This window comes from Actinoalloteichus hoggarensis, from assembly GCF_002234535.1.
Classification (GTDB): Bacteria; Actinomycetota; Actinomycetes; order Mycobacteriales; family Pseudonocardiaceae; genus Actinoalloteichus_A; species Actinoalloteichus_A hoggarensis.
Genome location: NZ_CP022521.1, coordinates 1,552,274 through 1,565,013 on the forward strand (window position 1 = coordinate 1,552,274; position 12,740 = coordinate 1,565,013).

Here is a 12,740-nt window from a genome sequence, read left to right on the forward strand (position 1 = left end):
CGCTTCCCCGCGATCTCTGCCACCAGCCCGGCGAGGCCGCGGTCGTTCGTGTCAGGATGGTGAATGTGACGAGGCCAGACCCACGTAAGTCCGCCGCCCTGTCCGCCGCCCTGTCCGGCGCGCTGGATCTCTCCGCGCTCAAGGCCAGGGCCGAGGCCGCCCGTCCCGGCGCGCGTCCGGCAGGCGCAGGATCCGCGCCGACGGCCGGTGCCGGTGGCGCGGCGAACGGCGCGGCAGCACCCGCAGGCGGCGACGCCGCCACCCCGTACGTCATCGATGTCACCGAGGCCGACTTCCAGGCCGAGGTCGTCGACCGGTCGATGCAGGTCCCGGTCATCGTGGATCTGTGGGCCACCTGGTGCGAGCCCTGTAAGCAGCTGTCGCCGGTCCTGGAGAAGCTGGCCGCCGAGGGCGGGGGCACGTTCATCCTGGCGAAGGTCGACGTGGACGCCAATCCGCGCATCGCCCAGGTCTTCGGCGTCCAGTCGGTGCCCACCGTGGTGGCCATCGCGGGCGGCCAGCCGGTCGACGCCTTCTCCGGTGTTCAGCCGGAGCCGCAGCTCCGCCAGTGGATCACCCAGCTGCGCGACGCGCTGCGGGACAAGCTGCCCGGGATCGCCGCCGCCGAGGCGGCCGCCTCGGATGCCGCGCAGCCCGCCGAGCCCGTCGAGGACCCGCGCGTCGTCGAGGCGGAGGCGGCGGTCGAACGCGGCGACTACGCCGAGGCGGAGGCGGCCTACCAGCGCATCCTCGATCAGGAACCCGCGAACGAGGACGCCAAGGCCGCCTTGACCCAGGTTCGGTTCCTGGCCAGGGCCGAGAACGTCGACCCGTCGGCGGTGGCCGCGGCCGACGCCGCGCCCGACGACATCGACGCCCAACTCGCCGCCGCCGACGCGGAGGTGGCCGTCCAGAACGCGGAGGCCGCCTTCCATCGTCTGATCGAGACGGTGCGACGCTCGGCCGGAGACGACCGCAACCGAGTGCGCAGCCACCTGGTGGAGCTGTTCGAGTTGTTCCCGGTCGGCGACGAACGGGTGATCGCCGCCCGACGCGCGCTGGCCAACGCCCTGTACTGACGCGGGGCCGCACCCGAGCCCGCTGTGACGGCGAAGCCTGCCCCGAGCCCGCCCGGTGGGATCGCCCGGCCGGCCGAGCGCCGGTTCTCGCAGGCTCGGGTGCGCCGATCGGGCGGTGTGGCGAAGCGGTTCCGCCTTTCGTCGCCGGATTCCGCGAACGGATGGTCGTGCCGGGCGGGGCGTCGCGGGGTGTCGTCGAGGGCGGACTGAGGCCGGCGCTCCACGCGGCTCGGAGTCGCGCTTCGCTCGGCCCTCCGTTCCGCTCGGCCCTCCGTTCCGCTCGGCCCTCCGTTCCGCTCGGCGACGGTGCCGGACGAGTCGTGCGGCATCCTCTTCGCCGCAGCGGCTCCTCGTTGACGACGGGCCGGCCCCGGCGGGACGAACCGACCGTCCGAGGGGCTGTCCGTCTTGAGGGCCTGCCTGTCCCGAAGGGCCCGCCGATCAGCCGACGCTCGGAGCGTCGTGGACCGTGCTCCGTCGTCGTCCCGGCCTGGGCGAGGCAGCCGAGGCCCGTGTGTTCCACCCGATCGATATCTTGCCTGGGTAGAACATGTGTTCGATAGTTCTGTCATGGACATTCACGTGCTCGCCGCGCTCGCCGCATCGGTCCTCCTCGCCGTCGTCCCGGCTGCCTCCCGGCTCGTGACGATGTCCGCCGTTCGGCCTCCGGCCCGGTCGCGCCGCCACGCGGCCTGTGGTGTCCTCCGGGCACAGCGTCACCGTGCGCACCGGAGGGTGCCTGCACGCGTGGTGGCCCGTTCGGCGGCGACCGCCCGAGGCAGCGGCCGGCGGGCGCGAGAGCCGTGCTCACTCCGCCTCGGCTCGTGGCGCCCGGTGCGCTGGCGCCACACGGTGGCCTGCGGATCAACGCTGTTAGGGTCCTGCGCGTGACGGTCCGGTCCGCCAAGACGCTGCGCATCACCACTCGTAACGCCGCCTTTCAACAGTGGCAGGCGCTGGTGACGAACCGGAACAAGCGTGCGCGGCTGGGGGAGTTCCTCGTGCAGGGCGTGCGGCCGATCAGCATCGCGGTGCGGCAGCAGTGGCCGCTGCGCTCGCTTCTGCGGGTCTCGGGTCGACTGTCCGCGTGGGCGTCGGAGATCCTGGCCACCGCGGACGTCGACCTCGTCCATGAGCTCTCGCCGGAGTTGATGGCGGAGCTGGGGCAGAAGGAGGACAAGCCGCCGGAACTCATCGCGGTGGCCGAGATCGCCGCCGACGACCTGACACGCATCCCGATCCGACCGGACATGCTCGTCGTCGCCTTCGACCGGCCGACGAGCCCGGGCAATCTGGGCACGGTGATCCGCTCCGCCGACGCGCTCGGCGCCTGCGGGGTGCTGATCACCGGGCACGCCGCCGACCTGTACGACCCGAAGACCATTCGGGCCACCACGGGTTCCTTCTTCGCGATGCCCGCTGTTCGCGTCGCCGCAGGTGAGCAGGCGGCGGCCTGGGTGGACGAGGTACGGGCAGGCGGCATCGAGCTGCGGGTGATCGGGACGAGCGAAGACGGCGCCTGCGACATCGCCGACGCGGATCTCCGTGGCCCGACGATGCTGGTCATCGGCAACGAGACCACCGGGATGAGTTCCGCATGGGCCGCTCGCTGCGATGAGCTGGTGCGTATTCCGATGGTCGGCTCGGCCAGCTCCCTCAATGCCGCGGCCTCGGCCTCCATCGCCTTGTACGAGGCGGCTCGACAGAGGCGGGCGGGCGCGGCCGGTTGATCCGTCTCCGGCGACGCATGGCGCCGGGTCTGGGAGCTGCGTGGCAGTAGGCGGGCCGAACCGCAGGCTGATCGCGGGCGATGTCGTCGGTGGCCTCGGTGGGGCCAGGGTCGTCGACCGGTGTCTGTCGTGCCTCGCGGATACGCGCTGCTCATCCGTGGACACACCCCGATTCCTCTCCTGCCGCTAGAGGTTCGCCGCTGTCGGAGGACGCCGATGCGGAGTCGATCTCCGTGCTGTCGCCCCCGTGGTGAGGGCGTAGGCCTGCGAAGCAGCCTGTGGCTGTTCGGCCGGCGCTTGTCGCACCGACCGCCGAAGACAGCCGCCACGCTGCCCGACACCGCCCCAGCCGAGGGAGCGCAACGAGGTTCCAGAGTGGCCGCCGGCCGTGATGCTCGGCGGGTCGGCGACTGGCAGGGATGGTGGTCGGCAGGTCGGCGGCCGACCGGAGTGATGGCTGGTGAGAGCGACGGCTGACGGAGTGATAGTCGACAGGAGTGGTGGGCGGGCGGGGCGATGGCCGACGGGTACGGCCGTCGGAAGGGATGGTGATCGGCAGGGCGTGTGGGCGTTCGATGAGCGGTCGTCCGGTATCGGGCCTGCGCGGCCGACCCGTGTGCTCAGCCGTCGTATGGCCGTGTCGCGAGGCGGCGGCCGAGCGGATGCCGTTCGGGTCCGCTTCCCGAGACTTGCGATCACCCGGTAGGCGGGCCGCGCGGTAGGCGGATTGCGCTGCGGGCCGCGAACGGCCCACGCCGCGGGTCGTCCAGTGCGCGGCCGTCCAGTGCGCGGGCGTGCGATGGGCGGGCCGCGTGATGGGCGGCTCGCCCCCGGTGGACGGGGCCGTCTTCCGGCGTGTCGAGACGCCGCGTGCGGTGACTGATCAGTCCCCGAATCGCTCCGTGCACGGGTCGCTGCCCTCTTCGAAGCCGACCTGGAAGGCCTCCACGCGCGCGAATCCCGAGGGAACACTGGCACCGTCGACGTCGGCGGCGATGAGGCTGTCCTCGCCGAGCAGCTCGGCCACCGCCTCGTCCAGGTCACCGGGGGAGATGCGCAGTCCGCCGTAGGACGTCGTGTCGGTCGAACGGTTGGGCATCAGCATGCCTGCCCAGGACCCGGTCAGACATGCGGTCCGCAGTCCGGCGGACGGGCCCTTCAACGACAGTCCCGCCTGCTCCTGGACGGCCATCGTGTATCGCGAGGCGATCTCCGCGAAGGCGGCGAAGTCGCCGATGCCCGCTGCGGCGGGATCACCGCCGGGAGTCGGCGGGGTGCCGATCGCGGCGAGTTCCGGCATGTCCAGGCCGATGCTGTTGCCGTCGACGCAGTAGGCGGCGGGTTCGGTCTCGCCGCAGGTCGTACCGGAGAGATCGAGCCTCGGTGCCTCGTCGAGCTCCTCGGCGAAGACCTCGGCGAGGCTTTGCTCCACGAGTGCCACGTGCTGTTCGTTCACCTCGAGCTCGCCGGAATCATCGCTCGGGGCGAACTCCAACTGGGTGATCCGCTCCTGCATCTCCGGCACGTCCATCTCCGCGCAGCGGCTCGCGCCGTCGCTGAAACCGAAGATGAAGGCCGTCGTGCGGTCGAAGGCGTTGCCGTGCGCCTGGGGGCCCCGGAAGTCGGTGCCCGCCTGATCGCGAATAGAGAACAGCGCGGCCAGGATGGCGTTGAGACCCTCGCCGGTCGACACCTCGAAGTACGGCGAGTTCCCGTCGGCGATGTAGCGGAAGTAGCCGCCCGCGTAGCAGTCGGCCTGCTGCTCGGCGAGGATCGTCGGCATGTCCGCCGTCATGTTCCCGGACTTGTACTGCACCGCGTGCCCCATCTCATGGGCCAGCACGGTGACCACCGCCATCGGGCCGAACTGCTGGTCGAGCATCGGCATCAGCACGCCTCGGTCCCAGGCGATGGCGTCCTCGGGCGGACAGTAGAAGGCGTTGGGCACGCCGCCGGTGTCCATCCCGCAGATCATGATGGGCGACTCCTCGGCGTGGTAGGACGCCAGCCGCGCCACCGGTTCGAACGGCATCCCGCCGAAGGTGTCCGGGTACTCGTCGGCCCAGTAGAGGTACAGATCGGCGACGGCGCTCATCGCGATCTGGTCCATCTCGCCGTTGTCGCCGTTCTCGTAGGTGAAGTCGATGGGTGGTGCTCCCGCCAAGGGGCCACTGGGTCCGTGCGTCACCGGCAGTCCGGCGACGGTGGCCGGATCGAGGCCGCCGAAGGGAATGGCGTTGCCTGCCACGCGCTGCGGGCCGCAGCCGATCAGGAGGCTGACGGCGGCGATCAAGGCGATGCCCGTCGTCAGTGCGGAGGTGTTTCGCCGGGAGAGGGACACTCGCAACCTTCGTCCTGACCGATCGTGAACCGTCACTGATTGGATGACGTCCTCACTGGATGAACCGGACAGGACATCTCACCCGGAGTGCACCATACTGGCCGCGAGATTCCTGTGTGCGGGAATCCGGCCGCTCCATCCGAGGCGGCGAGGCAAGCCGCTCCGCAGGGTTGGAGGGCCCGCCCGCGACCCGTCTTCCGATCGCCGCCCTGATCAGGAACGAAGACATTCCGTCGGCCCGGCGCGGCGACCCGACGCGAAGTCGAGCACTCGGCCGCGTCCGCTGCTCTCCGGTGCGAGCCCGGCCACATTCCGCGCGGGGCGATCGTCGGCGAGGAGCAGCAGCACGGCCTCGTCGACGGCCTTCGCGTCCCACCGGGGCGCCTCTGCCGCGCGGCCGGGCTGTCCCGGTCCGTTCTTCGCTGTCCGCCCGGCCGCCTGCCCGTTCGCCTGCGTACCGGGCTCCGCCGCGCGCGTGGCCCCCTCGGCGTCGGCCGCGGGTGCGCTCTCCTCCTCGGGGCCGCTCGCATGCCCGACGGCCTCGCCCGTGGACCATGCCCCGAGCAGACACACTGTGCGCCTGCCGGTGTCCGCATCGTCGATCGGCAGTCCGAGCCGTGCCACGGCGGCCAGTGCGTGTCTGCTCGCCACCAGCGTGGCGGCCGCGTGATCGCCGATCCGGTCGGTCACCGCCGTGAGGCCGTCCTCGACGCCGATTCCGAGCACCACGGCGTTCTCCGCCGCGCAGTAGGCGACCGGTCCCTGCCCGGCGCCGCAGTCCGGGGTTTCCGCCGTCGTGCGCACCTCGGGCGGGAGTCCGGTGCCGCCGTGGCGGATCGCCAGTTCGGCGAAGTAGCCGCCGACGTCGTGGGCGGGTGGTCCGGTCGACGGTCGGGGCGTCGGCACGTCTCGTCGGTCGGACGTCGAGGGGAGATCCTCGATCGTCAGCGCGGCGCACCGTCGAGCCCCTTGCGCATAGCCCTCGTGGAAGGCCAGGACCCGGTCGAGCGCGCTGCCGTGGCTGCGTGCCGGTTCCTCGCCGTCGGTGACGGCATCGCGGAATCGCGTCAGCGCGGTCAGCGCGTCGTCCACCTCGCCGCCGCCGAATGCCGATCGGCCGCCGCCGTCGACCGACCAGCGGAAGTAGGACCCGGCATAGCAGTCGGCCATGGCCTCGGTCAGCCATCCAGGCAGTCGCTCGGGCTCGGCCCGGCGGCGGGCCTCGTCCACGCCGAGCCTGGTGTGCACGCGATGGCCGAACTCGTGAGCCAGGACGACGGTCACCCCCGCGAGTCCGTGTTCCTCGGCCAGCATCGGCAGCAGGACGCCGCGATCCCACACCAGCGCGTCGGCCGACTCGCAGTAGTAGGCGGTGCCCGCGATCTCGGCGGTCCGCGCCAGGCACGGCGGTGCCCTCGTGCCGACGTCGGCGACGCCGTCCGCGGCGTGCAGCCCGCCTGCGAGGGCCGGCCAGGGCAGGGCGAAGGTCGGTTCGAAGGTCGCGGCCCAGTAGCTCGACAGGTCGTCGACAGCCGCGGCCGCCAGTCGATCGGCGTCGACGGCGACCGCGGGGTCGGGCCCGATCTCGCCGTCGCCGGTGTCCGCGGCGGCGGCCGCGTCCGTCGAGACCTTCGCCCCGTCGTCCGCGGCGCGGCGTTCCTCGGCGCTGCCGCCGCGTCGTACCACGCCGTCGGCGACCAGCGCGAAGACCAGCAGCAGCACGAGCACGGCCGCGTGAAGGCGGCCGTCGCGGATCGACGAGCGTCTCACCTCGCCGGGGTCCACGTCATCAGGCGGGCACCAGCAAGATCACCCCGGCGGGCGGCAGTCGCAGGACCGCCGAGGCAGGCCTGCCGTGGGAGGGGACCGGCTCCGCGACGACCTCGCCCGCGTTGCCGACGCCCGACCCCCCGTACGTCGTCGCGTCGGTGTTGAGGATCTCTCGCCACCGCCCCGATCTCGGCAGGCCGATGCGGTAGTCGTGTCGAGGGATGCCTGCGAAGTTCGCGACGCAGGCGAGCATGACGGGCCCGCCCCGCTCGTCCTCACCGTGGCGGAGGAACGCGATCACGTTGTTCGCCGCGTCGTCGGCGGTCAGCCAGGAGAAGCCCGCCGAGGACGTGTCGTGCGTGAACAGTGCCGGATGCGTTCGGTAGACGTCGTTGAGGTCGCGGACCAGTCGACGCAGCCCGGCGTGCAAAGGCTGATCGAGCAGCCCCCAGTCCAGCGACTCCGACTCCGACCACTCGGAGACCTGGCCGAACTCGCCTCCCATGAACAGCAGCTGCTTTCCGGGATGCGCCCACATGTAGGCGTAGAGGCCGCGTAGGTTCGCCGCCTTGTTCCAGTCGTCACCGGGCATCCGCGACCACAGCGAGCCCTTGCCGTGCACCACCTCATCGTGAGACAGCGGAAGCAGGTAGTTCTCGCTCCAGGCGTACATCAGGGAGAACGTCAGCTCGCCGTGGTGGTAGGCGCGGTGGATCGGATCGTGCGAGAGGTACCGCAGCGAGTCGTGCATCCAACCCATGTTCCATTTGAAGCCGAAGCCGAGGCCGTCCAGGTCTGTGCGGCGGGTGACGCCGGGCCATGCGGTGGACTCCTCGGCCGCCATCATGATCCCGGGGTGGTGCTTGTAGACGGTGGCGTTGAGCTCTTGAAGGAATCGGACGGCGTCGAGGTTCTCCCGGCCGCCGTGCTCGTTCGCCGTCCACTGGCCCTCGTCTCGGGAGTAGTCGAGGTACAGCATGGAGGCGACGGCGTCCACACGGAGCCCGTCGACGTGGAACTCCTCGGCCCAGAAGAGCGCGTTGGCGATGAGGAAGTTGCGCACCTCCGGCCTGCCGAAGTCGAAGACGTAGGTGCCCCAGTCCGGGTGCTCGCCGCGTTGCGGGTCGGGGTGCTCGTAGGTGGGCGAGCCGTCGAAGCGCGCGAGGGCCCATTCGTCGCGGGGGAAGTGGGCGGGCACCCAGTCGATGATCACGCCGATGCCGCGCCGGTGGAGCACGTCGATCAGATGCCGCAGGTCGTCGGGCGAGCCGAAGCGGGCGGTGGGCGCGTAGTAGGAGGTCACCTGGTAACCCCAGGAGCCGCCGAAGGGGTGTTCGGCGACGGGCAGCAGTTCGACGTGGGTGAAGCCGAGCTCGGTCACGTGTTCGGCGAGCTGTTCGGCGAGTTCTCGGTAGCCGAGTCCGCGTCGCCACGAGCCCAGGTGCACCTCGTAGATGCTGACGGGACTCCGGGACAGGTCGGCGGCGTCGCGGCGGGCGACCCAGTCGTCGTCCTGCCAGATGTGGTCGGACACCGTCACGACGGACGCCGTGGCGGGCGGCACCTCGGTGGCGAACGCCATCGGGTCGGCCTTCTCATGCCAGCGGCCCTCGGCGTCGAGCAGCCGGAACTTGTACCGGCTGCCCGGCTCTACGCCGGGGAGGAACACCTCCCACACGCCGGTGGCGCCCAGCGAGCGCAGCGGGGTGCGTGTCCCGTCCCAGCCGTCGAAGTCGCCGCAGACCCGGACGCCCTGGGCACGTGGCGCCCAGACGGTGAACGCGGTGCCCTCCACGACGCCCAGCGACGTCTCGTAGCTCTGGAGATGAGCGCCGAGCACGTCCCAGAGGCGTTCGTGCCTGCCCTCGGCGATGAGATGCAGATCGAGCTCGCCGAGGGTCGGCAGCCAGCGGTAGGGATCGTCGACCAGCTCGACGTGTGCTCCGTAGCCGATCTCCAGGCGATAGTCGCCGGGCGGCTCCGGGATCACACCGGAGAACAGCCCGTCGGAGTGGACGGGTGTCAGCGCGTAGCGCTCGTCCGCCGTCACCACGGTGACCGAGTCGGCATGCGGGCGCAGGGCACGGATCAGCGTGCCGTCGGGATGCGGGTGGGCGCCGAGCACCGAGTGCGGGTCGTGGTGGGCTCCCGACAGCAGCCGGCCGGTCTCCTCCGGGTGCGGTGGGCAGGACTGCGTGGTCGGCATCTGAGCGTCACCTCGGTCATTGGGACGAGCGGCCGTCGTGTCGGCGTGAGCGGCGCGGTCGCGCCGGGTGCTGATCGACCGGACGACACCGAGCGGCCTCACCGGAGTTCGTGGCGTGCCGACGATCTTAGGGCTTGTCGTGGCCGTGCGCCGTTCCGCGGAGCGGTGGCGGGGTCCCGTCCAGCCGGGCGGGCAGCCGCCGTACCGCCGCGACCGGGATGGGCGCTCCTCGGTCGGGACCGGGATGCCTGCCGTCGGGACCGGGATTCCGGAACACCGCAGCCGGGTCGGCCTGCGGCCCGGCTGCGCCGTGCCGTGCCGTGCCGTGCCACGAGCGAAAGCGACGGCGGGCCGGACCAGGTCTCACCGCGTGGTCGTCGATGTCGCGCGCGGACCGCTCAACGCCGTCGCACCGAGACGATGTGCGCGACGGCGCGGTGCGGATCGAGCCGGACGTAGTTGGTCCGGCCCCAGTCCCACCGTGCCCCGGTGACCTCCTCATGGGCCGTGAAGCGGTCCTGCCACGCCATCCTCAGCTCGGGCAGGTCCAGCCACACCGTGCCCTCCTGTGGCACATCGGGATCAAGGGTGACCACCACGATGACGGCGTCCCCGGTCTCCGGGTCCGTCTTCGAATAGGCGATCAACGCCTCGTTGTCGACGTGATGGAAGCGCAGGGTGCGCAGCGTCGCCAGCGCCCGATTGCGCCGGCGGATCTCGTTGAGGGTGTGCAGCCACGGTTCGAGCGACCGGCCCTCGCGCAACGCCCGAGTGTGGTCCCGGGGTCGGAGTTCGTACTTCTCGGAGTCGAGGTATTCCTCGGAGCCGGGGCGGACGGGTTGGTTCTCGACGAGTTCGAAACCGGCGTAGACGCCCCAGCTGGGGGAGAGGGTGGCGGCGAGGGCGGCACGGATGGCGAAGGCGGCGGGACTCGCGTGGGCCAGTGAGGTGGGAAGGATGTCGGGGGTGTTGACGAACAGGTTGGGGCGGGCTTCGTGGGCGTGGTCGACGAGGTCTCGGCCGAACTCGGTGAGTTCGTGTTTGGTGGTGCGCCAGGTGAAGTAGGTGTAGTGCTGGGTGAAGCCGAGTCGGGAGAGTCCGTACATACGGGCGGGTCGGGTGAAGGCCTCGGACAGGAACAGCACGTCGGGGTGGCGGGTTCTGAGGTCGATGATCAGCCGGTGCCAGAACGCGGGCGGCTTCGTGTGGGGGTTGTCGACGCGGAAGATGCGGACGCCGTGGTCGATCCAGTGGGTGAGGACGCGGTGGATCTCGGCGTAGAGGCCGTCGGGGTCGTTGTCGAAGTCGAGCGGGTAGATGTCCTGGTATTTCTTGGGCGGGTTCTCGGCGTAGGCGATGGTGCCGTCGGGTCGGCGGGTGAACCATTCGGGGTGGTGGGTGACCCAGGGATGGTCGGGTGAGCATTGCAGTGCGAGATCCAGGGCGACCTCCAGTCCCAGTTCGGCCGCGCGGGTGACGAAGCGGTCGAAGTCGTCGAGGGTGCCGAGGTCGGGGTGGACGGCGTCGTGTCCGCCGTCGGGTGAGCCGATGGCCCAGGGGGAGCCGACATCCCGCGGGGTGGCGGTGAGGGTGTTGTTGGGTCCTTTGCGGTGGGTATGGCCGATGGGGTGGATCGGGGGGAGGTAGACGACGTCGAAGCCGAGGTCGGCGATGCGGTCGAGTTCGGCGATGGCGGTGCGGAAGGTGCCGTGGACGGGTCTGCCGGTCTGATCCCTGCCCCCGGTGGAACGGGGGAAGAACTCGTACCACGAACCGAACAGAGCCCGTTCCCGATCGACCCAGAGCTGATGGACCACTCCCCTGGTGACCAGTTCGCGCACCGGCTGTTCGGTCATCACCGTGTCGACGGGTTCGTCGAACGCGGGAGCCACCCGCTGTGGCAGCGGCCGATCCTGGTCGCGCAACGCCTCGACCGCCGTGGTCAGCGCCGCTCGCACTGCTCTGCTGCCCGGCCTGCGGACCACGCGCTCCAACAGTCGGGCGCCGGTCTCCAGGTCGTTGGCCAGTTCCACCGCGTCCTGACCGGCGCCGATCTTCGTCTCCACCGCATGCCGCCACGTCGCCCACGGATCCGACCACGTGTCCACTCGGAACGTCCACAGCCCCGGCCGGTCGGGGCGGATCACCGCCGACCAGCGATCCAGGCCGGGATCGACCGGCAGCATGCGGGTCTGCCGCGCGACGCGGTCGTCCGGGCCTCGCCAGGAGACGTGGGCCGCCTGCTGATCATGGCCCTCCCGCCACAGGGTGGCCTGGATCGGAACGTGTTCGCCGACCACCGCCTTGGCCGGATACCGACCGAGGCTGATCACTGGTGACACCTCGTCGACGACCAGTCGTCCGCTCACCGCGACGTCCCTTCCGTGGTGGGTTGACGGTCTCATCCTGCCCTGCCGACGCTCGGGAAGATCGGCACGGGGCGGCCCGGCTCTCGGCCGCATCGGTGATCAATCCTGCGTCAACCGGCCGTTCTCTGCCTGTTGAGCCTGAAACCACCGGATCGGTGGAAGACGGCGGGCGGCCTGCGGTGAACGCGTCGTGGAACATCCGCCGTCGGCGTGAGTTTCCCGCACTCCCGTGGCAGCACACCGTGGTCCGCCAAGCACGGACGGTGTGAATCACGTGCCGCATCGTCGATGCTCGTCAAGCGGACCCGGGCCGTCAAGGGTTGGCTGACCGGGTGGCGGACGAGCCCGGAACGGAGGCCGACGATGCGGATCGCGATTCTCGGCACCGGCGCCCTGGCGGGCGGGCTCGCCGATCGACTGCTGCGTGGCGGTCATGAAGTCGTCGTGTTCGGCCGAACGACCGAGCGGGCCGAGCGACTCGCGGGGCTGCTCAGCGCGGCGGGACCGCGCGCCGTGGTGGCGAGCACCGTCGGTGATCCGCTGCCCGAGACCGACCTGGTGATCCTGGCGGTCCCTGCCGAGGCGGTGCCCGACCTCATGGAGCAGTACGGCGAGCAGCTGCCGGGGCAGCTCGTGGTCGACGCGACCAACCCGGCCGGCCCGCTGGTGGAGCTGCACAGTCCGGCCGGGTTCTCGATGGCGGAGCGCATCGCCGCGCTCGTGCCGATGGGCACCGCGGTGGTCAAGGCCTTCAACACCACGTTCGCGGGCACCCTCGCCGGTGACGAGCCGCTCGACGTCTTCATCGCCACCGACGACCCGGAGGCCCGCATGACACTGGTGCGCCTCGTGCAGAGCATCGACTGCGTGCCGATCGACGCGGGCCCCCTGCATCACGCGAGGGCACTGGAGACCATGCAATGGCTGCACCACAACCTTCAGGGGCTGCTGGGCACTCGGAACACCACGACGATCTCGTTGCGGATGCTCTGACGTCGGCGATCGCCACGCGGGCCGATCATGTCGGGTCGGTCACGCCGGGAGGGAGGGGACGGCTGATCGGAGCCGGTACACAGCGGGACCGCCACGGGTGGCCGGCCCACCCCCGACGGGAGGGGAGCCCGCCCGCGTCCTGCCCCGCCGTCCCGGACGAGAGGCCGCCCGATCGAGACACGGGTGGCGTTCCCCGACAGCAGACAGCCTGCCCGCCTCCTGTCGATCCATCGTGGGTCGACTCCGCCGCGT

At 71.1% G+C, this 12,740-nt stretch carries 7 protein-coding genes; 3 read left to right on the forward strand and 4 right to left on the reverse strand.

Features of this window, described 5'->3' with window-relative positions; genetic code table 11:
* Positions 1-56: 56 nt before the first annotated feature.
* Together AHOG_RS07000 and AHOG_RS07005 are read left to right on the forward strand one after the other, a co-directional pair.
* The gene (locus AHOG_RS07000; protein ID WP_093940618.1) at positions 57-1,079 is read left to right on the forward strand and encodes a tetratricopeptide repeat protein; all 1,023 of its coding nucleotides are present in this window, start codon (positions 57-59) and stop codon (positions 1,077-1,079) included.
* A gap of 887 nt (positions 1,080-1,966) precedes the next feature.
* Positions 1,967-2,809, forward strand: coding sequence for a TrmH family RNA methyltransferase (locus AHOG_RS07005; protein WP_245856604.1), 843 nt, complete (start codon positions 1,967-1,969; stop codon positions 2,807-2,809).
* A gap of 883 nt (positions 2,810-3,692) precedes the next feature.
* Here AHOG_RS07005 and AHOG_RS07010 read toward each other — a convergent pair.
* The 4 genes from AHOG_RS07010 to AHOG_RS07025 form a co-directional block, all read right to left on the reverse strand.
* The gene (locus AHOG_RS07010; protein WP_245856910.1) at positions 3,693-5,150 is read right to left on the reverse strand and encodes a neutral zinc metallopeptidase; all 1,458 of its coding nucleotides are present in this window, start codon (positions 5,148-5,150) and stop codon (positions 3,693-3,695) included.
* 213 nt (positions 5,151-5,363) lie between these two features.
* Positions 5,364-6,920, reverse strand: coding sequence for a neutral zinc metallopeptidase (locus AHOG_RS07015; RefSeq protein WP_157736693.1), 1,557 nt, complete (start codon positions 6,918-6,920; stop codon positions 5,364-5,366).
* A 19-nt stretch (positions 6,921-6,939) separates the two neighbouring features.
* Positions 6,940-9,126 (reverse strand): 1,4-alpha-glucan branching protein GlgB, encoded by a 2,187-nt coding sequence (gene glgB / locus AHOG_RS07020; RefSeq protein WP_093944237.1) that lies wholly within the window; start codon positions 9,124-9,126, stop codon positions 6,940-6,942.
* A gap of 398 nt (positions 9,127-9,524) precedes the next feature.
* The gene (locus AHOG_RS07025; protein ID WP_093940621.1) at positions 9,525-11,495 is read right to left on the reverse strand and encodes a maltotransferase domain-containing protein; all 1,971 of its coding nucleotides are present in this window, start codon (positions 11,493-11,495) and stop codon (positions 9,525-9,527) included.
* Between the two features lie 363 nt (positions 11,496-11,858).
* Between AHOG_RS07025 and AHOG_RS07030 the strand changes: the two genes are divergently transcribed.
* The gene (locus AHOG_RS07030) at positions 11,859-12,488 is read left to right on the forward strand and encodes an NADPH-dependent F420 reductase (RefSeq protein WP_157736694.1); all 630 of its coding nucleotides are present in this window, start codon (positions 11,859-11,861) and stop codon (positions 12,486-12,488) included.
* Positions 12,489-12,740 lie beyond the last annotated feature (252 nt).